This is a genomic window from Mycolicibacterium vinylchloridicum (assembly GCF_013404075.1).
Classification (GTDB): Bacteria; Actinomycetota; Actinomycetes; order Mycobacteriales; family Mycobacteriaceae; genus Mycobacterium; species Mycobacterium vinylchloridicum.
Window position 1 is genome coordinate 108,716 of sequence record NZ_JACBJQ010000012.1, and the last position, 22,748, is coordinate 131,463.

Genomic DNA, 22,748 nt, shown 5'->3' on the forward strand with positions numbered 1-22,748 from the left:
AGTCGCGGCTATGCCCACTGTTCTGGTCACCGGCGCCGCCCGGGGAATCGGCAAGTCGATCGTGAGCTATCTGGCGGCCGCCGGATGGGATGTCATCGGCGGTGTCCGTAATGCGGCCGACGCCGAAGCACTGTCCGCGCTACCGAGGGTCAGTGCGGTCACCCTCGACATCACCGACGACGCGCAGGTCGCCGCGCTGCCCGAGGCCCTGCCCGGCCGCCTCGACGCAGTGGTCAACAATGCCGGAATCGCCGTCAGTGGGCCGCTGGAGGGGTTGACCGCGGCCGAGATCCGCCGCCAACTGGAGGTCAACGTCGTCGGCCAGCTCGCCGTCACGTCCGCAGTGCTGCCGCTGCTGCGCGAGTCCCATGGTCGAATCGTGTTCATCTCCAGTGTGAATGGCAAGCTCTCGGCGCCGATGATGGGTGCGTACAGCGCGTCGAAGTTCGCGCTCGAGGCGGCCGCGGACGCGTTGCGAGTCGAGCTGCGGTCGTGGGACATTGCGGTCAGCGTGGTTCAGCCCGCCCAGACCGACACCGACCTGTGGCGCGGCGCCGACCAGATGGTCGTCGATATGGAAGCCGCCCTGGCGCCACACCACCGCGAGCTCTACACCAAACATGTTGCGGGAATGCGGAAAGCGATTCCGATGTCGCAGCGGCTCGCCGTGGATCCGGACAAAGTGTCCAAGGTGGTACTCGAGGCGCTCACCGCGCGCAAACCCAAGGCGCGCTATCCGGTCGGTGTGGCGACCGCGGTGCAGATGACGCTGATGACCAAGCTTCCCACTCGCGCACGGGATGCCCTGCTAGGCAGGGTGTTCGGCCAGCCCTGAAATCGCAAGCCAGCGGGCTCAGTTGAACCCGAGCCATGCGGGCAGTGCGCGCTCACGCGAGTCGCACAGCACAGCCATCGTGTCGCAGGACCCGCGCGGAACGCCGGCGCCCGCCCACATGCCGCCGGTGTCACGGCGCAACACGATCGACGACGAGCCGCCGCCGTCGAGCAGGATCGCGGTATCGCTGCCCAGGCCCCGGAACAGATCCTGGATCTGATCCGGCGTGTAGCTGCCGCCCTGGAAGATGTACATCTCGTCCTTGTCCCTGGCGTAGGCCAGCGCGGTGCGCGCCGTGCTGGGGCCGGGGTCGTTGAGCTGACCGGTATCGCCCGGGGCCAGCAGTTTGAGTCCGCTTACCGCGGCGAACCGGGTGCCCTTGTCCAGCAGTCCCTGGATCACCGGGGTCGCGGCGTCATAGTCGTCGGGCGCCTTGGGGGTCACGACGAACGGCGGACCGGCGACGGGAAGGACCATCGTGGTCAGCGCGGTCCACACCTCGTCGCCGCCGGACAAGGCCTGCTTTCCGGCGTAGACGACAGTCCCGGTGACCGCGGCGTTGGCCCGGCCCTGTCCTTGGGTGTTGTCGACATAGGCCCCCAGCGGAGAGCTGCACCCCGTCGACTTCCACGAACCCGCCTGCTGCCCACGGACATCGAAGAAGTTGGCATTGATCGCGATGGTCGGCTGCCCGAGCGCCTGCCACGCCTGCAGCGGGGTGTAGGTCTCCGATGCCTGCACCAGTCCCTCCCGAGTGCGGGTGCCTCGAGTCTGTTCGCAGCGGGCCTGATAACCAGAGTGGGAGTCGACCAGCAGACGGGGCGTCAGCCGCTTGGACGCGGCCTTGATGATCATCAGGTGGCCGCCGTTGGTGAGCTCGTACCAGTTGCCGCCGGCATTGAGCATCGGTGCGGGAAAACCACTTCCGAAGTTGTAGACGAGGTAGCTGCCACGTGTGGTCGCGATGGCTTGTGCCAATTGCTCACGACCATCAGCGGACGCCAGCGGCGCTCCGGTCGTCACTGCCAGCGCCAGGCAGCCGGCCACGGCCATGGTCCCTGCGGCAAGGCGGCACAACTTCGCGGCGACGGTTGGCACAGTTGCCCTTTCATGACTGAGACTTCGCTACGGCACGGCCACCCTTATTCTCAGCAATCACACAGTCAACTTTGGTAACAGACCCGCGACGGTTCCGCACCGGCGTGGTCACAACCAGGGGCGTTGATTTGCCGCGTCGACAATTTCTTTGCCCCGGGACGGTTATCCGGGCTGCGGGTGGGGAATCACTGCTTGGCGCGGTGCCCGCCGGGGCCCGCCGGAACATGAGGAGCAGCAATGGTCGGATCGATTATCGGGGCCATCATCGTCGGAGCGATCATCGGCGTGCTGGCGAGATTGGTGATGCCCGGAAAGCAAAACATCGGCGTTCTGATGACGGTCCTGTTGGGCGTCGTCGGAGGGCTGCTTGGTTCGTGGCTCACGAGCCAATTCGGCTACGCGAACTCCAACGGCGGATTCGAGATCCTCCCGTTCGTGGTCGGAATCGTTGTCGCGGCCGTACTGATCGGGATCTATGTCGCGGTCACCGGCCGCAGTAATCGAGTGCATCACTAGGAGGTCAGCGGCCTGGCGGCGCAAGGCGGTACACCGCACCGGCGTCATCGTCGGTGATGTACACCGCGCCGTCCGGGCCGACCACCGCGGCCACCGGGCGTCCCCAGCGAGCGCCGGCCTGATCCTGAAATCCGCCGACGAGAGTCTGCTGCGGACCCAAAGTGCCGTTGCGCCAAGCGAAGAACGAGACCTCCGGCGCCCTGGGCGGGGTGCGGTTCCACGATCCGTGGACCCCGACCAGGGCGCCGGAGGCATATGGCGTGGGGAGCAGCCCGTCGACAAAGCTCAAACCCAGTGGCGCCGAGTGCGCGCCGAGTGTCTGCTCCACCGGCGCCAGTCCGGCACAGTCGAGTTTGCTTCCATCGGCGTTGGTCTGCACATCGCGCAGAAATGTCGGCTGGCCGTCGATATCGGGATGGCAATAGGGCCAACCGAGTTCGCGTCCACGCGTCAGTCGGGCGATCGCCTCCGGCGGATGGTCGTTGACGTAGTCAGTCACCTTCCCGAACGACGGGCCCGGCCGTGGATCGGCGATCTGGTCACGGTTGTTGACCGCCGTCCACACCGAACCATCGGGTGCGATAGCCAGGCCGGTGCCGTTGCGAACACCGCTCGCGAACACTGTCGGTGCGCCGCCGCCCGGCGGGATGCGCATGATCGTCGCGCGGGGCGGATCGGCGGTCCGGTCGGCGGCACTGACGTTGCCGGTCGAACCGATCGAGAAGTACACCGCCCCGTCCGTGCCGACGGCCACGCTCTTCAGCGCATGGGCGTACGCGCCGCCGAGATCAGGGCTTCGGGCGTCGGGCAGACCGCCGGCAACCACCCGGCGGCCGTCGGCGCTTCCCGCGCGGTAGTCGAAGGCGTCAATCTCGTCGCTTTCGGCGACGTAGAGGGTGTCGCCATCAAACGCGAGGCCGTGCGGCTGGTCGAGACCGTCGAGCAGTACCGAGGTCTGCGGCACCGAGTGGGTCGGCGTCAGCCGGAGTACCTGACCCGCAGCGGGCGCCGAGACCAGCAGGGCACCGTCGGGTGCCCAGGCGGCCAACCTGGCCTTGGGCACCCGGGCCCAGACCGACATGCTCCAGCCCGCCGGCACCAGAGCCTGGCGCGGTGTGTCGAATGGCGCGCCGGCCAACTCGGCCGGCACGGCGACGGCGACCGGTGCCAGACCGGTCGGTGCCGAAGCCGGTGGGGCCGGTGCCGCCGGATGCCCGCACGCCACCGTCAGTGCCGCGATAGCCGCAGCGGCGGCCCTACCCCGCCAACCCGGCATGCATCTCCCAAACGAGAATCTCCGACGGCTGGTCCGCGGTGACACGCTGACCGCCCGCCGCGGTGAACCGCACCGCGTCACCCTCGTGCAGATCGCCGGCCCCTTCCAGGCTCACCTGGCCGCGCGGTACGAACAGGTGGAGGTACGGCGCCTCGGGCAACTCGACGGTATCGCCGGGCGCTAACCGGGCACCGTGTAATGCCGCGTACCGGTTGCGAATCGAGATTGCGGCGTGGTCTCTGTGCTCGGGCATCCCGGAGGCGATCGTGACCAGGCCGCCGCGCAGCAATTCGTCGTCAATTTCCAGCTGCTGGTAGCCCGGATCGATCCCCGACTCGTCGGGTGCCACCCACATCTGCACGAAATGCACTGGTTCGCTGTGTGTTTCACGTCCAGTGAGGGTCCAGGAGTCGTTCTTCTCCGAGTGCAGGATTCCCCGACCCGCGGACATCCGTTGGGCCAGACCGGGGTAGATCACGCCGGAGTGGCCGGTGGAGTCCTGGTGCACCAGCGAGCCCTGCAGTACCCACGTGACGATCTCCATGTCACGGTGCGGGTGGGTGTCAAAGCCGGTACCCGGTGCCACCATGTCGTCGTTGTTCACCAGCAGCAGACCGTGGTGAGTGTTCACCGGGTCGTAGTGGTGGCCGAACGAGAACGAGTGTTTGGAGTCCAGCCAATCGATCTTCGTCGCAGCGCGGTCGGCGGCACGTCTGATGTCGACGGTTGCGGCCATGTCATCACCCCTCGGGTCGGTGCCAGCCTAGGTGGCCGGCTGTTGAGCGACAACATAGATGACGTGTCATGTATTCCGTTATGCTGGCCCCGTGGCACAGCGCTGGTTGACCGATGACCAACAGCGGATCTGGCGTAACTACCTGGCCCTGGGCGGTCGCTTGCAGGTCGCGATGAACCGCCAGCTCCAAGCGCGTTGCGGGCTGTCGCTGGCTGACTACGAGGTGTTGGTCGCGCTGGCCGAGCGGGGGCCGACACGAGTGCTCGAGCTGGCCGCCGCGCTGGGGTGGGAACAGAGCCGCCTATCCCACCAGCTGCGCCGGATGCGGGACCGCGATCTTCTCGAGCGCCGCGGTAGCGCCGACGACCGGCGCGGGGCCACCGCCGAGATCACCGATGCGGGACGCGACGCGCTGGCCGCCGCGGCCCCCGACCACGTGGCGCTGGTTCGCGCGGTGTTGTTCGACGGGATGACGCCGGCGCAACTGCGCGGGTTCGACCAGGTGACCGCGATTGCCTTGGAACGACTCGCCGATTGATCGCAATCCGCCGCCACAGCGGGGCCGTGGCGGCGGATCACCGTAGTGAGTCGGCTCAGCCGGCCATGAACGCGTCGTAGGCCGTCTGCAGGTTGGGCGGCAAGACGTTGACGTTGCAGGCCCGCTGGGTGTCACCGATCGGCGACAGGATCCCGCGCAGGTCGTAGTACTCGCCGGGGTTGGCGGTGAAGTACCCGCGAACGTTGGCCGCCGCCTGCCCGTAAGGCTGGCCGTAGGCCGCCGTCAACACCTGCTTGGCGCCGGGATGACCGTCGAGATACTGGTTGGCTGAACCGGTCACCGAGCTGACCGTGTTGGCAACGCCTGTGCTGCTGCAGTCCGGTGCCGCAGAGGCCATCGGTGCGGCCAGAGTCGCTGCCGCCATGCCCCCCACAAGCCAACCGGTACATACGGCCGCAGCCTTCTTGCTGGGCGCGATACCGCTGAACATATGGATCTCTTCTCTTTCTCTGGATTCCCCCGTCCTGAAACCCAAAGTACCCATGAGGTTTTGCAGCAAACCTTCGTGCTGCCAGCATGATTCGCAAGGGCCACGAGCGTTACAGGTCGCTGGGGTGATGTTGCGCCCACTTCGGTCGAACCGGCGGTGCGAGAGCCGTCGGCACGTTGTGGGTTCTTATTGCGCTGGCAGATTTCTTAACTGATCGTGATCCCCACCGTGACGCAATCGTGATGTGGGCAAAGATGAATACCGCTGGGACAGTGCGGGTTTAACACGCGGGGGCGGGTGGCTACCACCTGAATTGGTCGTGAATTTCCCTGCGCGTGCCCTGTGATGCACCAGTCAGTGCGAATACCGACCGGGCAGAGCGGGTAGAGCCATGAACGAGGCGCAACAACCCCGCGCCGACACCATGAAGTCAACGCATAAGGGGAGAAACGCGATGACCACGCCAGATACCACCACTCTGCTCGCCCAGCTGCGGGCGGTGCTCGACCTGACCAACACCGAGATCCAGATCGCCGAGACCAGGGTGACGCAGGCTCGCACCGACGCGGTGCGCACCGAGCTCACCCAGAACGCCGCGAACGGCCGTGAGCGGGCCGAAGCGATCGAGAGCGCGATCCGCGACCTCGGTGGCTTTCCCGATCTCATCGGTCCGTTCTTCGGGCGCGCCGCCGCAGCGGTGAAAGCGCTCACCGAACAGGCGCAACCGTTCGACGAGGCCCTGCTCGGTGACCTCGCTCTGGAGGGTCAGCTGCTCGATCGGGCGCGCTACCTCAAGGCGCTGGCTGTCGCGGCCAAGCAGCCCGAGGTCGAAAGCCTGGCCAACCGCCTGATCACCGCGCACTCGGCGACCGTCGATTGGCTGACCACGGTGCTGGCCGAGGACGCGCTGGGCGGACCGGCCGCGTTGCGCCGCACGCCGCTGCAGATCCTCACCGGGCTGACCGTCCGGGTGGCCAACTGGCCGGTGATCTCGTCGGTCCGCGGTATCGACCGGGCCCTGGACGCACTGCGCAACAGCCGTCCCGTCGTCGACCAACTGGTCACCCGCGGCCAGCACGCCGGCGAAGTGGCCGTCAAGGCCGCGACGGGCGCGCGGGATGCGGCGCTGGAGACCGCCGAGAAGGTGGCTCGCCGCGAAGGCGCCGACGGCGCGGCCGACGCGCTGCACTCGCTGCGCAGCGCCACCGGGGTGCTGTCGGCCGAGGAACTACCGATCGCCAACTATGACGAGCTCAACCTCAACGACGCTGTCGCCGCGGTGAAGGAACTCGAGGATCCCGCCGACATTCGCGCCATCGTCGCCTACGAGGAGGCCAACAAGAATCGGGCACGCCTGGTCTCGGCCGCCCAGACCCGGGTCGCTGCCATCGCGCAGGAGATCGTCGGCATCGACTGACCTTTCAGCGACGTGGCCCGGCGATGGCGACATCGCCGGGCTACTGCGTTGTGCGGCTAAAGAAACTCGGGCAGGCCGAATTTCGCGAACAAGCTGGTGTCCAGGAATGCCACCACGTGCGAGATGCCGGCGGGGCCGATGTCGAGCACATGCAGCTGAAAGGGCACGTGACGACCATTGGTTTCGGGCAGGCGCATGTACATGGCCGCGGCCGGCTGCCCGTTGGCAGTCAGCGGTAGCAGCCGCATATCGTCAGCCTTTTCCGCCGGGCAGTTGTGGTGGATGAGCGCGCCGATGGCGGGGCCACCCCGATACCAGCCGTCGAACGGCGGCATCTCCCAAACCGCTTCGGCGGTAAACATTTCCACCAGCCGTTCGATGTCGTAGTCCTCGAATGCCGAGATGTAGCGGTCCAGCTGGTCGCGGGCTTCGGCGGAATCCGGCGTGGAGAGCTGGTCGTCCTGGCTGGGTCCGACGGCATCGAGCTGCGCGCGGGCCCGTTGCAGCAGACTGTTGACGGCGGCGACGGAGGTGCCGACCGCCTCGGCGACCTCGGCGGCCTTCCACTGCAACACATCACGCAACACCAGCACGGCCCGCTGCCGCGGTGACAGATGTTGCAGCGCCGCGACGAAAGCCAATCGCACGGATTCCCGTGAGCCCACGATTTCCGACGGGTCGGTGGCGGAATCAGGCAATGGTTCCAGCCACGGCACCTCGGCGCGCTCGACGAGTTCGTCGGTGGGCTGCGAACTCGGCGCACCCAGACCCGTCGGCAACGGCCGGCGCTGCCTGCCCTCCAGGGAGGTCAAGCAGGTGTTGGTGGCGATGCGATGCAGCCAGGTGCGCACCGAGGACTTGCCCTCGAACCGGTCATAGGACTTCCACGCCCGCAGGAAGGTCTCCTGCACCAGATCCTCGGCGTCGTGCAACGACCCGGTCATCCGGTAGCAGTGGGCCAGCAACTCGCGCCGATAGGGCTCGGCCTGGGCCAGGAAATCGCCCCGGCTCGGGTCGAGTCCGTCGTCAAGATTATGTGCGAGCACGCTCACGTCAACCGAGCTTACGCACGCGCACCGACAAGAGGCCGGGTCTTACCGCCGGTTAGGCTCCGTTAATGGTCACAACCCGCACCGAGCGGACGTTCGACGGAGTCGGCGGCGTCCGCATCGTCTACGACGTGTGGACACCGGACACTGCGCCGCGCGGCGTCGTCGTGCTCTCTCACGGCCTGGGCGAACATGCCCGCCGCTACGACCATGTGGCCGAACGGTTCGGCCAGGCCGGCTTGGTGACCTATGCGCTCGACCACCGCGGCCACGGCCGTTCCGGCGGCAAGCGGGTGCGGGTCAGGTCGATCGACGAGTACGCCGGTGACTTCGACACCCTCGTCAAAATCGCCACCGCCGAACACCCGGGGCTGAAGCGAATCGTGCTCGGCCACAGCATGGGCGGCGGCATCGTGTTCGCCTGGGGCGTGCAGCACGCCGGCGACTTCGACCTGATGGTGCTGTCCGGTCCGGCCGTCGCCGCCCAGACCGGGGTGTCCCGCGGAAAGCTGTTGCTCGGCAAGGCGGTGGGCTCATTGCTGCCGGATCTACCGGTCGAGGAGCTCGATTCCACCGCGATCTCGCGCGACCCCGAGGTCGTCGCCGCCTACAACGCCGATCCGCTGGTGCATCACGGCAAGATTCCCGCCGGCATCGCCAAAGCGCTGGTGTCGGTCGGGGAGACCATGCCGCAGCGCGCCCGCCAGCTCACCGCACCCCTGCTGGTGGTGCACGGCGCCGACGACGCGCTGGTGCCCGCCGGCGGCAGCGAGCTGCTCGTCGACTGCGTCGGCTCCCCCGACGTGCACCTGAAGGTGTATCCGGGCCTGTTCCACGAGGTCTTCAATGAACCCGAGCGCGACCGCGTACTCGACGACGTGACCGCGTGGATCGAGGCCAGGCTGTGAGTTTGCGCCGCCGCGTGGTCCTGGTGGCGATGGCGCTGACGCTGGCGACCGGCTGCTCATCGAACAGCGAATCGCCCACCACCTGGGTCGACGACGAGGTGACGTTTGTCGCCGACGGGCTGACCATCCACGGCACGTACCGCCATGAGAAGGGCAATCAGCAGGCACCGGCAGCACTGCTGATCTCGGAGAGCGGCCGTACCGATCGCAACGGCGACAACAACGTCGCCGGCCCGATCGGCAACATGCGCCAACTTGCCGGCTACCTGTCCGACCACGGGGTGGCCTCGCTGCGCTACGACAAGGTCGGCACCGGGCAGACCGGCCTCGGCCCCTACGCCGATCACCCGGCCGATGTGGGCAGCGCGGTCTACACCACCGGGGCGAAAGCGGCCGTTCGATTTCTGGCCGGCCAGTCCGGCACCGACTCCGACCACATCTCGGTCTACGCGCTGGGTGAGGGCACCGTGCACGCGATGGCGCTGGCCGACGACACCTCTGCCGGGGCGCCCAAGATCCACTCACTGGGTCTGCTGCAACCCCTTGCGGGGCGCTACCTCGACCTGATCACCAATCGGGTCAAGGCCGACGTGGCCGCCGCCGTGAAAAGCGGTCAGAAGAACCAGCAGCAGGCCGACCAGACGATCGCCGCGTGGAACGCTGCCGTCGCCGAGGTGCGCACCAAGTCCACCGTGCCCGACAAGCTGCCCGACGGCCTGAACGCGATTGTGAACCCCGGCAACGTCAAGGCAGTCGCCGAAGCCGATGCCATCGATCCGCTGGACCTGGCTGCCCGTATCCCTGCCGGCACGCCGGTGTTGCTGACGTGCTCGGATTCCGATGGCCAAGCCAGCTGCGCGGACTCCAAACCGCTCGTCGACGCGCTGGGCCACACCTCGTTGAGCCTGGTCGAACTCAAGGGCGTCAATCATGTATTGCGCGACGACCCGACCGACAACGTCGGCAATTACTCCAAGCCGGGCCCGCTCTCGCCACAGCTGACGGCGGCACTGGACGGGTTTGTCAACAAGTGAGTTCGGGCCGGCGCGCTGATGTCAGCGGCCTCGGCTAGGTTGCCAATCGTGACCGACGACAAGATGCTGGCGCGAATCGCAGCGCTGCTGCGCCAGGCCGAAGGCACCGACAACGTCCACGAGGCCGAGGCGTTCATGGCCGCCGCCCAGCGGCTGGCCACTGCCACGTCGATCGATCTGGCCGTCGCGCGGGCCCATTCGGCCACCAGGACCGCCGCACAGGCGCCGACCCAGCGGACCATCACCATCGGCGAACCCGGCGCCCGCGGCCTGCGCACCTACGTGCAGCTGTTCGCGGGTATCGCGGCGGCCAACGACGTGCAGTGCGACGTCGCCTCGAACTCGACGTTCGTCTACGCCTACGGATTCACCGAGGACATCGACGCCAGCCACGCCCTGTACGCCAGCCTGGTCGTGCAGATGGTGCGCTCGTGCGACGCCTACCTGGCCACCGGAGCGCACAAGCCCACGCCGACGATCACCGCGCGGCTGAACTTCCAGCTGGCCTTCGGTGCCCGTGTCGCCCAGCGCCTTTCCGAGGCGCGGGAGGAGGCCCGCCAGGAAGCCACGCGGGATCGGAGAACCGCACCGGGAACAGCTTTGGCGTTGCGTAACAAGGAAGTCGAGCTGCGCGACCACTACCGGCAGACGTCCAAGGCGCGCGGAACCTGGCAGGCCAGCCGCGCGTCGGCAGGGTATTCGTCGGCCGCGCGGCGCGCCGGTGACCGGGCCGGCCGGCAGGCCCGGCTGGGGTCCAGCCCCGAGTTGCCGGGGGCGCGGACCCGGCTGCCCAGGTGACGGCGCGCGACAGCCAACGCTCCCGCGTCTACGCGGCCGAAGAGTTCGTCCGCACCCTCTTCGACCGTGCTGCTCAACATGGTTCACGCACCATCGACTTCTTCGGCGCCCAGCTCACCCTGCCCCCGGAGGGGCGGTTCGCGTCCATCCCCTCGGCACAGCGCTACGTCGACGACGTTCTCGCGCTGCCCGCCGTGACCGCCCGCTGGCCGGAACCGGGCCCGCTCAGCGTGCGCCCGCGCCGTGCCGCCGGCGCCGCCCACTACGAAAATGTCTCCGGCACAGGCATTATCGCGGTCCCAGACCGGGACTCCGCCGACTGGGCGATGCGGGAGCTGGTCCTGCTGCACGAGATCGCCCACCACCTGACACCGCAGGGCCCGGCCCACGGGCCGGACTTCATCGCGACGTTCTGTGAGCTGGCCGCCCTGGTGATGGGACCGGAGGTCGGCCACGTGCTGCGCGTCGTATACGCCAAAGAGGGCGTGCGATAACTCACTCGAAGATCACAGCCTTGGGGAGGATACTCGAGCGATGCGCCATGAAGTGACGACCGCTGCCGAGCTTCGGGCGATCGTGGGCGAACCCGACCCTTACGTCGCCAACAAGGTCAAGGACCGGCTCTCGCCGGTCCAGTGCGACTGGCTTGCCCATTCGCCGTTGGCGTTCGTCGCCACGGCGGATGAGCAAGGACGCGTGGATGTCTCGCCGAAAGGTGATCCGCCGGGATTCGTCCATGTCATCGACGAGCGGACCATCGCGATCCCGGACCGGACCGGCAACAAGCGCGTCGACGGGTACCTCAACCTGCTGCAACGGCCCCAAGTCGGCACCGTGTTCCTGATCCCCGGTCGCGGTGACACGCTCCGGATCAACGGTCGGGCCCGCATCCTGGCCGACGCCGACTACTTCGACACGATGATCGTCCAGGGTAAGCGGCCACTGCTGGCGATGGAGATCGACATCGAGGAAGTGTTCTTCCACTGCGCCAAGGCTTTTCTGCGGTCCGACGCCTGGAAGCCCGAGACCTGGAACCCGACCGCTTTACCCAGCGTGGCTCAACTGGCCAGGGCGCTGCGGACGGACTGGACCGATGCTCAACTCGAAGAGCGCTACAGCGAGGAGAACATCCGGCGCTCGATGTACTAGCCGGCCCGGGCGACCTCGACCGGCAGCGCGTTGAGTACGGCGGTGCCCGACAACGGATCGAGGCGTGTGCCGTCATTCAGGTTGTTGACGTTCACGCCCGGCACCCGTGCGGCCACCTGCATCCGGGTGCCCGGCTCGGTGTGACCCCAGCCGTGTGGCAGTGACACCACGCCCGGCCGGATCGCATCGGTGATCTCAACGGGCACTTCGAGTTTCCCGCCCGGACCGGTGATCACAGCCATGTCCTCCAGGCCCAGTCGCGCGGCGTCGTCGGGATGGATCTGCAGTGTGCAGCGATTGGAGCCGCCCGACAGCGCAGGCAGGTTGTGCATCCAGCTGTTGTTCGAGCGCAGGTGGCGCCGGCCGATCAGCAGGAAGCCCGGCGCCGACGTCAGCGACGTGAGCAGCCGCGGGATATCGGCCAGGATCAGCTCGGGATCCAATTCGACTGTCCCCGAGGGTGTTCGGAGAACCTCGGGAATGCGGGGGACCAGTGCGCCGAGGTCCACTCCGTGTGGGGTGTCCTTCACCTTCTGCAGGGTCAGGCCCTCGGGGTTGGTGCCGAACGCATCACCGAACGGGCCCAGCCGCAGCATCATGTCCAGCCGTCGCTCGTAGCCGCGGCCATCGGGCAGCATCGCCGTCAGCTCCTCGACCGACCGGCCGGCGACCGGGGAGTGCTCGTCGGCGACTTCCTTGCTCAGCGTCGAGCCGATCACCTGATCGTCGACCAGCTTCGGGTCCGCGTCGGGGCCCATGCCCAGCACGATCAGTGCCAGCCGGGCGAGGATCTCGCACTCGTCGGGCCGTCCCTCCGGTAGCGGCAGCACCGGCGGGGAGAACCGCGCGTTGTTGCGCACCACCGCGGCGCTGAGCGCGAGGTCGAAATGCGCTGCGCGAGAGGGCGGCGGCGGAGGCAGGATCACGTCGGCATGCCGGGTGGTCTCGTTGAGGTAAGGATCCACCGACACCATGAAGCCGACGCTTTCCAGGGCATCGGCCAGGCGGGCACCGTCCGGCGCAGACAGCACCGGGTTGCCCGCGATAGTGATCATCGCCCGGATCTGTCCCTCGCCGGGGGTCTCGATCTCCTCGGCAAGCGCGACCGCGGGCATTTCGGAGAGCACCTCGTTGTGACCCGAGACCCGGCTGCGCCAGCGACCGGTCTTGAAGCCTCGGCCGGGACGCGCCGGTCGCGGGGCGCCGGCGATCGGAGAACTGGCGAACATCACCCCGCCGGGCCGGTCCAGATTGCCGGTCAAGATATTGACCACGTCCACCAGCCAGCTGGTCAGCGTGCCGAACTCGACCGTCGAGGTGCCGATCCGGCCGTAAACCGCAGCACTGGGGGCGGCGGCGATTTCGCGTGCGAGGGTGCGGATTTCGTCGGCATCGACACCGCAGTGCCCGCAGACGACCTCCGGTGCGAAGTCCTGCGCGGCCGCCCGCACCCGATCCAGCCCCGTGACGTGGTCGGCGAGCACGCCAAGGTCGACCAGATCCTCGTCGAAGAGCACGTGCACGACCGCGAACAGCAGCGCGGCGTCCGAGCCGGGGCGCACGGGCAGGTGCAGATCGGCGAGTTCGGCGGTGCGGGTACGGCTGGGATCGATCACCACCAGCTTGCCGCCGCGGCGGCGCAACGCTTTGATCTTGCCGGGGAAATCGGCAGCGGTGGCCAGAGAACCGTTGGACACCAACGGGTTTCCGCCGATGATCACCAGATAGTCGGTGCGGTCGAGGTCGGGCACGGTGAAGGCCACCGGATTGCCGTACAGATAGCCGCAGGACACATGCTTGGGCATTTGATCCAGGGTGCTGGCGGAGTACACCTGCCGGGTGCCCAGCGACTTGATGAGGACGGGCCCGTAGAGCGAACCGGCGATGGTGTGCGCGTTGGGGTTGCCCAGGTACAGCGCCACCGACGCACCGCCGGTCTCGCCGATGACGCGTTGCAGTCCCTCGGCGGCCGCGGCGAAGGCTTCTGGCCAGGTGGCCTCGACCAGTTCCCCGTCGCGGCGCACGAGCGGGTTCTGCAACCGGTCGGGATCGTTGTCGAGCTCGGCGAAACTGGCACCCTTCGGGCAGATGAAGCCATGGCTGAAGACGTCGTCACGATCGCCCCGGGCCGCGGCGATCCGGTCGTTGTCATCGATGGTGAGGACCATCCCGCAGGTGGCCTCGCACAGCGGGCAGATGCGCAAAGCGGTGCGGCTCATGCGACCACCTCGCAGGCTCGGGTGCCGCATGTCTGCTGTTGATTCGCTCCGCAAGCGTCGCTCATGCCTGCCACTGTGCTCTGCCCACAGACTCGCTGGCAAGCCCAACCAACCGGATGGTCAGATTTCCGCTAGCTCGACCAGACCGGCGAACTCAGCGCCCCGTGGAGCGCCTCCGCAATGCGGTCCCGGTGGCGGTTGAATCGCTCGGTCGGCGCGGGCACCGAAATCGCGACGATATTGCCACCGACCGCTCGCCCGGCGATGCCCGCGGCCGAGATGCCGTCGGTGTGCTCGTCGCGGTCGAAAGCGACTCGGCTGGTCCGGATCTCGCGGATCTCGGCGCGGACCCGGTCGGCCTCCGACGGATCGAGCGCAGCCAACGCGGAGTCGACGTCGGCGTCGTCGAACAGCGCCAGCGCCGCCTTCCCGTTGGCGGTGTCGTGGAGGGTGAACCGCCCGCCGATCGCCGAGACGGCTCGCAGCCGGTGCGGTGACTCGATCTGGTCGATGAACAGCATCTGCCCGCCGCGGTACACCGAGAGGTCCGCGGTTTCCCCGGTGGCTTCGGCGACGCGTTCCAGGGTGGGCCGGAATGCCGAGGTGATGTGCGCGGCGTTGGCGCTGGCCAAACCGAGTAGCCGCTCGCCCAGGATGATGCGGCCGTCGTCGTCCACGGCGGCGAACCCCACCTCGACCAGACCGAACAGCAACCGGCGCGCGGTGGACTTGGCCAGGCCCAGCCTGCTGTGCAGGTCGACGAGTCGCAGCCGGCCCGGAGCGGTCGCGATTTCGTCGAGTGCGGCCGCGGCACGGCGCAGTACCTGAATGCCGTCGTCGCGGGCGCTTGACCCGTGGTTATTGCCGACCACGGAAATTTCCGGATCTGCCATCTCATCGTCCCTTCCCCGGACGTTCCCCGAGCGGTATTGTGCCGCAATACGGATCATACCGATCCGGAATGTGAATCAAAGGAGGCTTCGGTGGGGTCACTGCCCGAGGGTCGCCATTTCTTCCGGGGCGACGATGGCTACGAAGAGGCACGTCGCGCGACAGTCTGGAACCAGCGCGTGCCCGACCGCTATCCGGACGTCATCGTCCAGGCGGTCGACGCTGATGACGTGGTGGCCGCCGTGCGCTACGCCAAGGCCACCAACAAGCAGGTCAGCATCAAATCCGGCGGGCACAGCTGGGCGGCCAGCCACCTGCGCGACGGCGCGGTGCTGCTCGACATGAGCCGGGTCGATCAGACCAGCATCGACACCGACAAGATGACCGCAGTTGCGGGTCCGGGCAAGGGTGGCAGTGTGCTGGCCGCCGAACTCGACGCGGTCGGCTTGTTCTTCCCCGCCGGGCATTGCAAGGGGGTGTGCATCGGCGGGTACCTGCTGCAGGGCGGCTACGGGTGGAACAGCCGGGTGGTCGGGCCGGCGTGTGAGAGCGTGATCGGCCTCGACGTGGTGACCGCCGACGGCGAGGCGGTCTACATCGACGCCGACAACCACCCGGATCTGTACTGGGCCGCCCGCGGTTCAGGGCCGGGCTTCTTCGCCGTCGTCACCGCGTTCCATCTCAAGCTGTACAAGAAGCCCGCGGTGCTGGGCAGCAGCTTCTACGCCTATCCCATCGACCTCGCCGACGACATCTTCACCTGGGCGCGCAACATCTCCGCCGAGGTGGACCGCCGGGTCGAGTTGCAGATCGTGGCCACCAGCAGCGTGCCGAACGCGGGCCTCGACCAGCCGGCCATCGTGATGGCATCACCGGCCTTCGCCGACACCGAAGCCGAGGCTCGAGAAGCCTTCGGCATCCTCGACCGGTGCCCGGTCGTCGACAAGGCCCTGGTTGCCATCCCCTATGCGCCCATGGGCCTGCCCGATTGGTACACCGCGGTGATGAGCAATTACCTCGCCGACCACCGCTACACCGCCGACAACATGTGGACCAACGCCTCGGCCGCCGAATTGCTGCCCGGTATCCACAACATCCTGGACACGCTGCCGCCGCATCCGGCCCACTTCCTGTGGCTGAACTGGGGTCCCTCACCGGAGCGTCAGGACATGGCCTACAGCCTGGAGAGCGAGATCTACCTCGCGCTGTACGCCGGCTGGATGGATCCCGCCGATGACGAAAAGTACAGTGACTGGCCACGTTCCAACATGGCGGCGATGGCACCGCTGGCCACCGGCATTCAACTGGCCGACGAGAACCTGGGCAAGCGGCCCGCGAAGTTCGCCACCGCCGAGGCCATGGCGAAACTCGACCGGGTGCGCGCCGAATACGACCCCGATGGACGCTTCCACAGCTGGATGGGACGACTCTGATGGCCGAGACATACCTGGGCTACCGGCCCGGTGACGGGGACACCGCGTGGGGCAAGTACTTCAACCCGGAGATGGCCGAGTTGCCCCGGCACGCCGTCGTCGCATTGGAGCACGGCCCGCAGGCCGATCAGGTCATGCTCGACTTCGATTCCGCTGCAACCATTCTCGACGCTGGGTATCAGCAGACCGAAAACGGTTACGGCGCCCTTCGCGGAGGCGGGTTCCACGTCGCGATCCGCACTGACATGCCCGACGTCACGCCGGCGATGTGGGACTGGTGGTTCGCCTGGCATGGCAGCGAGTCCAGCCGGTACAAGCTGTGGCATCCGCGCGCCCACGCCTCGGCGCACTGGGGTGACGGCGAGGTCGGCACCGGGTACGTCGGGCGGGTCTCGGTGATCGAGGAGTACCTGGGCTCTGCCTACGCCAAGGCGGCCATCGCGTTCCTGGAGCCCGCCGCGATGGGGCTGGACGCGTCGCGGCTCGGCAGCGACGTCGCGGTCTGCGCGCGGCTGGGCTCCAGCGAGGTGCCGGTGGACATCGGCTGGTTCGTCCACCACATCCGCGCGGTTCCGGGCGGGGCCGAAATGCGGTCCCGGTTCTGGATGGGCGGGCCATACATCGGTGTGCGCCGCGGCAACCGATTGGCCGATTCGGTGATCCGCCCGATCGCCGCTCATCAATTGCCCGAGGCGCGCGACCTGCTGGTGCACTGTTCGCAGGAGATGAACCACCTGGCAGGCTTCCTGCCGAAAATTTACGCCGAGTTCGCTGAGACCTGATCGGCGGCTCGGGCACCCGCAGAGATTGCCAAATCCCCACCGCCGCCAACCTCAGGGGTTATCTTCCTGGGAGCGACGTCGGGGTCGGCATAGGGGTGGGGGCAATGGTAGCTGCAGCGTTGATGAGCAGGATCCGGCGGGGATCGAAGGTCGGGGGCAGGAAGGCCGCGCTGCTCGGTGCGTCGACCGTCACGGCCGTCGCGATGACGATGGGTTCGGTCGCCGCGCCGGTGGCACCCTCGGCAAACGCGGCGCTGACCCTCGACACGACCACCACCGGGCCGCTGCTGTGGCTCGTGAACCAGCTCGGGGTGGACAGCTACACCTTCGACAATGTCCCGGTGGTCGGGTCGATCACGCTCGCGTTCGACTACAACAGGGCCGATCCCGTCGGGCTGTACGACGACCTCAATGCGGCGACGTTCGGTGGGTTTGTCCTGGGCACAGCGACCCGGCCCAATATCTTGGCCAGCAGTCCTACCGGTCCGCTGCTGGTCGCGACGGGAACAGGCGTGCCCGCCGCGCTGGCCACCTACCAGGCGATGCTGGCCAGCGCGAACGGCAACACGCCGGCGGGATATACCCCGCTTACCGCGTCGGGCAAGGTCAATTCCATCACCGGCCAGCCGTGCTCGTCGGGGATCACTTGCGTGCAGGGCACCTACGTGACCAATCTGCCGATTGCGTTGGTGCGCAACCCCGAAACGCCCAACGGCGGTCTGTATGCGCGGTTCGCACCGATCTTCAACCTGTTCGGGATGAATCCGGTCAGCCCCACCGCGGGCTCGGGCCAGAGCACCGGCATCAAGTTCAACGGCGCGTTCGTCAATGTCGCGCTCGGGTACGACATGCTGTCTGACTTCCCGGAGACGTTGAACCCGTTCTCACTGGCCAACTCGTTCATGGCCAGCGTGCTGCCCACCTACCTGCTCGACGGTGTGGAGTTGAAGGGCACCGATCTTCCCACCATCGAGGGCAACCTCGTCGCGCTGCTCACCCTGGGCACCCCGAGCACGACCTACAGCACGCTGGTCTCCACCGACCTGCCACTGCTGGAGCCACTGCGGCTGCCGTCGCGGATTCTCAACGCAGTCTTCACGCAGGTGGGGATACCGATCACACTGGGTACGCCACTGGCCGACGCGCTGCAGCCGGCGCTGGAGATTCTGGTCAACACCGGCTACACCGACGTCCAGACACCGAGCGAAGGCGGCACCTACAACCGCACGTATGACCAATCGGGGCAATACATTCCGTTCCTGTCGCAGGCCACGCTGACTCCGCAGGAGTGGGCCGCGGTCCCCGGTGATGTGGTCAAGGCACTGTTCACCGGGTTCCGAGATGTGTTGACCGGCAAGTCCACCACGACGCCCGACCCGGTGACCGAGCCCGAGACCCCGGTGCAGCCCGAGCCCGCGGCCGCGTTAGCGACCAGCACTCCGGTTGCCAGTGCTACGACGACACCCGGCGCCAAGGCCGGCAAGCCATCGAAGAAGCTGAGTTCTGCTACGAGCAAGAAGAGTTCAGCGCCCAAGGCGTCGGCGAAGAAGGGTGTCGGCGGATCGAAGCGGGCGGCCAGCTAGCCTCTGGATGCACACTCGTTGGTTCACTAGTTGCAGACGGCTCCGTTGGCCGCCGAGCCGACAAGCTTGATGTACTTGGCGAGCACGCCGGTCTTGTACACCGGTGGCAGCGGCTCGAAACCGACCTTGCGGGACTCGAATTCGGCGTCGTCGACCAGTAGGTCCAGCGTGCCCTTGCCGACGTCGAGCCGGATCCGGTCGCCGTCCTTGATGAACGCGATCGGGCCGCCGTCGACGGCTTCGGGCGCGATGTGACCGACGCACAGGCCCGTCGTCCCGCCCGAGAACCGGCCGTCGGTCATCAACAGCACGTCCTTGCCGAGGCCGGCACCCTTGATGGCGCCGGTGATGGCGAGCATCTCGCGCATGCCGGGGCCGCCCTTCGGGCCCTCGTAGCGGATGACCACCACGTCGCCGTGGGTGATGGTGCCGTCTTCGAGGGCATCGAGTGCCGCCCGCTCCCGCTCGAAAACCCTTGCGGTGCCTTCGAACACATCAGAGTCGAAGCCAGCCGACTTGACCACCGCGCCCTCGGGCGCCAGTGAGCCGTGCAGGATCGTGATGCCGCCGGTCGGGTGGATCGGGTTGTTCATCGCGCGCAGCACCTTGCCGTCGGGATCCGGCGGTTCGATGTGAGCGAGGTTCTCGGCCATCGTCGCACCCGTCACGGTGAGGCAATCGCCATGCAGCAGACCGGCATCCAACAGTGCTTTCATCACCACGGGCACACCGCCGATCTCGTCGACGTGTTTCATCACGTGGCGGCCGAACGGCTTGACGTCGGCCAGGTGCGGCACCTTCTGCCCGATGCGGGTGAAGTCCGCAAGCGAAAGGTCGACGTTGGCCTCCGAGGCGATGGCCAGCAGATGCAGCACCGCGTTCGTGGAGCCGCCGAACGCCATCACCACGGCGATGGCGTTCTCGAACGCCTCCTTGGTGAGGATGTCGCTGGTGGTGATACCGCGTCGCAGCATCTCGACAACGGCCTCACCGGAACGGCGCGCGTACTCGTCGCGCCGGTGATCGATGGCGACCGGAGAAGCGCTGCCCGGCAGCGACATACCCAGCGCCTCGGCCGCCGAGGCCATCGTGTTGGCGGTGTACATGCCGCCGCAGGCGCCCTCGCCGGGACAGATCGCGCGCTCGATGATGTCGACGTCCTCGCGCGACATCAGCCCGCGCGCGCACGCGCCGACAGCCTCGAAGGCGTCGATGATCGTGACTTCCTTCTCGCTACCGTCGGTGAGTTTGGCGACGCCCGGCATGATCGAGCCGTTGTAGAGGAAGACACTTGCCAGGTTCAGCCGAGCCGCGGCCATGAGCATGCCCGGGATCGACTTGTCGCAGCCGGCCAGCAGCACCGAACCGTCGAGGCGCTCGGCCTGCATCACGGTCTCGACGCTGTCGGCGATGACCTCACGGGATACCAGGGAGAAGTGCATACCCTCGTGGCCCATCGAGATGCCGTCGGACACCGAGATGGTGCCGAACTCCAGCGGGTATCCACCTGCCTCGTGCACGCCGCCCTTGACCGCCTGGGCGAGCCGTTGCAGCGACATGTTGCACGGGGTGATCTCGTTCCACGACGAGCCGACGCCGATCTGTGGCTTGGCCCAGTCGTCGTCGCCCATGCCTACCGCGCGGAGCATGCCACGGGCGGCGGCCTTCTCCAGACCGTCGGTGACGTCACGACTGCGGGGCTTGAGATCGGGCGTTTGAGTCACCGGACAAGTATGCCGTGGTCGTGGGGACCCACCAAATTCTTTTGATACCCCCGAGGGGTATTCGGGTACGGTGGGCTCATGATGTCCACGCCCGTCCGCATCGTCGCGGTCACCGCAGCCCTGGCCACCGCCGTCGTCGTCTCGTCCTGTAGCAAGTCCGAGGACCACAGCCAGCGCGCCGCCGCCACTACCACCAGTTCGACGGTGGCCGCGCACAACGCCGACGACATCATGTTCGCGCAGATGATGATCCCGCACCACGAACAGGCCGTTGAGCTGGCCGGACTGGCCTCGGAGCATTCCACCAACCAGGCGGTGCTCACACTGGCATCGACCATTTCGGCCGAGCAGCAGCCGGAGATCAACGCGATGAAGGCGCTACTGCTGCAGTGGGACGTCGATCCCAACGCGACGGGCGACCACGACGGTCACGGCGCCGGAATGCAGGGCATGGTCGACGACGCGACGATGGCCAAGCTCAAGTCGCTGAACGGGCCTGAGTTCGACACACTGTGGTTGCAGGCGATGATCGGCCACCACCAGGGCGCCATCGAGATGGCCAAGGCGGAGATCGCCAACGGGCAGAGCGTCGACATGAAGGCGATGGCCAACAACATGGTCACCGCGCAGCAGGCCGAGATCGACCAGATGAAGCAGATGCTGGGAGGGTAAATGACTGGCGCACATGGATATTCGGCGCGCAAAGACAACTACGCCAAGCGGCTTCGCCGAATCGAGGGTCAGGTCCGCGGCATCGCCAAGATGATCGACGAGGACAAGTACTGCATCGACGTGCTGACCCAGATCAGCGCCGTCAACAGCGCGTTGCAGTCGGTGGCACTCGGCCTGCTGGACGAGCACCTCGGGCACTGCGTCAGCCACGCGGTCGCCGAGGGTGGCGAGGAGGCCGACAAGAAGCTGGCCGAGGCCTCGGCCGCGATCGCCCGGCTGGTTCGCTCCTGACACGGCCCGTGCAACGCCGGGCGATGTCTGCCTGTTTGGCCTAACCAGCCGATACCGTGGGCGCGTGCCCACAGTGGCGATCCGCACCGGCCCGTGGACACCGAGGGTCGCCGCGGCGTTGGCCGTGCTTGCCGCGGCGGCGTTCATCTATGTCACCGCCGAGATCATGCCGGTCGGTGCGTTGCCCGCCATTGCGCGCGACCTGGACGTCAGCGAGGCCATGGTCGGCACCCTGCTGGCCAGCTATGCGCTGGTGGCCGCGGTGGCGACGATGCCGCTGGTGCGCTGGACGGCGGCCTGGCCGCGCCGGCGCACTCTGCTGTGGACGTTGGCCTGCCTGGTCGTGTCCCAACTGATCTCCGCACTCGCCCCGACGTTCGCGGTGCTGGCCGTCGGCAGGGTGTTGTGCGCGGTCACCCATGGCCTGATGTGGTCGGTGATCGCCCCGATCGGCGCGCGCCTGGTACCGCCCAGCTATGCCGGCCGCGCCACCATGGCTGTCTATGTCGGCACCGGGCTGGCCCTGGTGGTGGGCAGCCCGCTGACCGCGGCGATGAGCGCGCTGTGGGGGTGGCGGCCGGCGGTCGGCGCGATCACCGTCGCGTCGGTGGTCGTGCTGGTGGCCGCCCGGATCGCGCTGCCCGTGATGGCGATGGGGGGCGCGGTCGACGGTGTCCGGCCCCGCCGCGGCGGGCACCACCGCAACCGGCCGCTGGTGGTGCTGTGCGCGTTGACTCTGGTCGGCGTGACCGCGCATTTCATCTCCTACACGTTCATCGTTGTCATCATTCGCGATGTGGTCGGCGTGCACGGCGCCCATCAGGCCTGGCTGCTGGCCGCTTACGGGGTGGCGGGGCTGACCGGGATGGCGTTGTTGGCCAGGCCTGGGGACCGCAGACCGAAGGCTGCCGTCGTGGGCTGCCTGACGGGCTCGTCGCTGGCGTTCGCGGTGCTGGCGGTGCTGGGCTTCGCCGACTGGCATGTCGTGGCCGCGTCCGTGTCGGGGGCGGCGGCGATCGTGCTGTGGGGAGCGACGGCCAATGCGATGCCGCCGATGTTGCAGGCCGCTGCGATGCGGCACTCCCCGGAAGACCCCGACGGCGCCTCGGGCCTCTATGTGGCGATGTTCCAGGTCGGCATCATGGCCGGATCGCTGACCGGCGGCGTGCTCTATCAACGTGCCGGAGTGGCGACGATGATCACCGCCTCGGCCGCGCTGATGCTGGCCGCGTTGGTCTGCGTGGTGTTCAGCCGAGGCCTGTTCGCTCTTGGCCCGGCTACCAGCGAAAAGTAACGCTTGTCACCTTCCGTCCGACTATCTGCACAGTTCAGAGCGCTGACGGGGTTC

At 67.5% G+C, this 22,748-nt stretch carries 23 protein-coding genes; 15 read left to right on the plus strand and 8 right to left on the minus strand.

The window, feature by feature from the left end; translation table 11 throughout:
• The first annotated feature begins 10 nt into the window (after window positions 1-10).
• Window positions 11-835, plus strand: a complete 825-nt coding sequence (locus HPC46_RS12760; protein WP_179470299.1) for an SDR family oxidoreductase — start codon at window positions 11-13, stop codon at window positions 833-835.
• A gap of 18 nt (window positions 836-853) precedes the next feature.
• Here the strand turns inward: HPC46_RS12760 and HPC46_RS12765 are convergent, their stop codons facing one another.
• Window positions 854-1,933, minus strand: a complete 1,080-nt coding sequence (locus HPC46_RS12765; protein WP_407665496.1) for a phosphodiester glycosidase family protein — start codon at window positions 1,931-1,933, stop codon at window positions 854-856.
• Window positions 1,934-2,170: 237 nt separating this feature from the next.
• Between HPC46_RS12765 and HPC46_RS12770 the strand changes: the two genes are divergently transcribed.
• Window positions 2,171-2,449: a GlsB/YeaQ/YmgE family stress response membrane protein gene (locus HPC46_RS12770; protein ID WP_005142580.1), complete on the plus strand. Its 279-nt coding sequence runs from the start codon at window positions 2,171-2,173 to the stop codon at window positions 2,447-2,449.
• A gap of 4 nt (window positions 2,450-2,453) precedes the next feature.
• On the opposite strand, the gene HPC46_RS12775 is transcribed toward HPC46_RS12770, so the two are convergent.
• Complete coding sequence (locus HPC46_RS12775) at window positions 2,454-3,725, minus strand: PQQ-dependent sugar dehydrogenase (RefSeq protein WP_179470301.1); 1,272 nt, start codon at window positions 3,723-3,725, stop codon at window positions 2,454-2,456.
• Entirely contained in the window at window positions 3,706-4,461 is a 756-nt protein-coding gene (locus HPC46_RS12780) for a pirin family protein (protein ID WP_179470303.1), read from the minus strand. The genes HPC46_RS12775 and HPC46_RS12780 overlap by 20 nt, the downstream gene beginning before the upstream one ends.
• Before the next feature lie 91 nt (window positions 4,462-4,552).
• On the opposite strand from HPC46_RS12780, the gene HPC46_RS12785 reads away from it, so the two are divergent.
• The gene (locus HPC46_RS12785) at window positions 4,553-4,999 is read left to right on the plus strand and encodes a MarR family winged helix-turn-helix transcriptional regulator (protein WP_179470305.1); all 447 of its coding nucleotides are present in this window, start codon (window positions 4,553-4,555) and stop codon (window positions 4,997-4,999) included.
• Window positions 5,000-5,054: 55 nt separating this feature from the next.
• Here HPC46_RS12785 and HPC46_RS12790 read toward each other — a convergent pair whose 3' ends face one another.
• Complete coding sequence (locus HPC46_RS12790) at window positions 5,055-5,450, minus strand: heme-binding protein (protein ID WP_179470307.1); 396 nt, start codon at window positions 5,448-5,450, stop codon at window positions 5,055-5,057.
• Between the two features lie 454 nt (window positions 5,451-5,904).
• On the opposite strand from HPC46_RS12790, the gene HPC46_RS12795 reads away from it, so the two are divergent.
• Window positions 5,905-6,867 (plus strand): ferritin-like domain-containing protein, encoded by a 963-nt coding sequence (locus tag HPC46_RS12795; RefSeq protein ID WP_179470309.1) that lies wholly within the window; start codon window positions 5,905-5,907, stop codon window positions 6,865-6,867.
• Between the two features lie 56 nt (window positions 6,868-6,923).
• Here the strand turns inward: HPC46_RS12795 and HPC46_RS12800 are convergent, their stop codons facing one another.
• A complete protein-coding gene (locus HPC46_RS12800) occupies window positions 6,924-7,919 on the minus strand; it encodes a sigma-70 family RNA polymerase sigma factor (protein WP_179470311.1) in 996 nt (331 codons plus the stop codon).
• Between the two features lie 65 nt (window positions 7,920-7,984).
• On the opposite strand from HPC46_RS12800, the gene HPC46_RS12805 reads away from it, so the two are divergent.
• From HPC46_RS12805 to HPC46_RS12825, 5 genes are read left to right on the plus strand one after another with little or no spacing between them, the layout of a single operon-like run.
• A complete protein-coding gene (locus HPC46_RS12805) occupies window positions 7,985-8,824 on the plus strand; it encodes an alpha/beta hydrolase (RefSeq protein WP_179470313.1) in 840 nt (279 codons plus the stop codon).
• A 2-nt stretch (window positions 8,825-8,826) separates the two neighbouring features.
• Window positions 8,827-9,858, plus strand: coding sequence for an alpha/beta hydrolase family protein (locus tag HPC46_RS12810; RefSeq protein WP_407665498.1), 1,032 nt, complete (start codon window positions 8,827-8,829; stop codon window positions 9,856-9,858).
• Window positions 9,859-9,906: 48 nt separating this feature from the next.
• Window positions 9,907-10,656: a DUF2786 domain-containing protein gene (locus HPC46_RS12815; RefSeq protein ID WP_179470315.1), complete on the plus strand. Its 750-nt coding sequence runs from the start codon at window positions 9,907-9,909 to the stop codon at window positions 10,654-10,656.
• Window positions 10,653-11,150: a TIGR04338 family metallohydrolase gene (locus HPC46_RS12820; protein WP_179470317.1), complete on the plus strand. Its 498-nt coding sequence runs from the start codon at window positions 10,653-10,655 to the stop codon at window positions 11,148-11,150. Before HPC46_RS12815 ends, HPC46_RS12820 begins: the two co-directional genes overlap by 4 nt.
• A 40-nt stretch (window positions 11,151-11,190) precedes the next feature.
• Entirely contained in the window at window positions 11,191-11,805 is a 615-nt protein-coding gene (locus tag HPC46_RS12825) for a pyridoxamine 5'-phosphate oxidase family protein (RefSeq protein ID WP_179470319.1), read from the plus strand.
• Here the strand turns inward: HPC46_RS12825 and HPC46_RS12830 are convergent.
• Both HPC46_RS12830 and HPC46_RS12835 read right to left on the minus strand, forming a co-directional pair.
• Complete coding sequence (locus HPC46_RS12830) at window positions 11,802-14,024, minus strand: molybdopterin oxidoreductase family protein (RefSeq protein WP_179470320.1); 2,223 nt, start codon at window positions 14,022-14,024, stop codon at window positions 11,802-11,804. The two genes, HPC46_RS12825 and HPC46_RS12830, sit on opposite strands and share 4 nt — an antisense overlap.
• Window positions 14,025-14,155: 131 nt before the next feature.
• Window positions 14,156-14,917 (minus strand): IclR family transcriptional regulator, encoded by a 762-nt coding sequence (locus HPC46_RS12835; RefSeq protein ID WP_179470322.1) that lies wholly within the window; start codon window positions 14,915-14,917, stop codon window positions 14,156-14,158.
• A 90-nt stretch (window positions 14,918-15,007) separates the two neighbouring features.
• On the opposite strand from HPC46_RS12835, the gene HPC46_RS12840 reads away from it, so the two are divergent.
• The 3 genes from HPC46_RS12840 (at window position 15,008) to HPC46_RS12850 (ending at window position 18,713) form a co-directional block, all read left to right on the plus strand.
• A complete protein-coding gene (locus HPC46_RS12840; protein WP_179470324.1) occupies window positions 15,008-16,348 on the plus strand; it encodes an FAD-binding oxidoreductase in 1,341 nt (446 codons plus the stop codon).
• Entirely contained in the window at window positions 16,345-17,130 is a 786-nt protein-coding gene (locus HPC46_RS12845; RefSeq protein ID WP_233716405.1) for a DAPG hydrolase family protein, read from the plus strand. The genes HPC46_RS12840 and HPC46_RS12845 overlap by 4 nt, the downstream gene beginning before the upstream one ends.
• 122 nt (window positions 17,131-17,252) lie before the next feature.
• Entirely contained in the window at window positions 17,253-18,713 is a 1,461-nt protein-coding gene (locus tag HPC46_RS12850; RefSeq protein WP_179470328.1) for a PE-PPE domain-containing protein, read from the plus strand.
• A 26-nt stretch (window positions 18,714-18,739) separates the two neighbouring features.
• Here HPC46_RS12850 and ilvD read toward each other — a convergent pair whose 3' ends face one another.
• Window positions 18,740-20,437 (minus strand): dihydroxy-acid dehydratase, encoded by a 1,698-nt coding sequence (gene ilvD, locus HPC46_RS12855; RefSeq protein WP_179470330.1) that lies wholly within the window; start codon window positions 20,435-20,437, stop codon window positions 18,740-18,742.
• Window positions 20,438-20,515: 78 nt separating this feature from the next.
• Here ilvD and HPC46_RS12860 point away from each other — a divergent pair, with 78 nt between their 5' ends.
• From HPC46_RS12860 to HPC46_RS12870, 3 genes are all read left to right on the plus strand, one after another.
• On the plus strand, window positions 20,516-21,109 hold the full coding sequence (locus HPC46_RS12860; RefSeq protein ID WP_179470332.1) for a DUF305 domain-containing protein: 594 nt from the start codon (window positions 20,516-20,518) through the stop codon (window positions 21,107-21,109).
• On the plus strand, window positions 21,110-21,400 hold the full coding sequence (gene ricR, locus HPC46_RS12865; RefSeq protein ID WP_005142609.1) for a copper-sensing transcriptional repressor RicR: 291 nt from the start codon (window positions 21,110-21,112) through the stop codon (window positions 21,398-21,400). It begins immediately after the preceding gene.
• Window positions 21,401-21,473: 73 nt separating this feature from the next.
• Entirely contained in the window at window positions 21,474-22,694 is a 1,221-nt protein-coding gene (locus tag HPC46_RS12870; protein ID WP_179470389.1) for an MFS transporter, read from the plus strand.
• Window positions 22,695-22,748 lie beyond the last annotated feature (54 nt).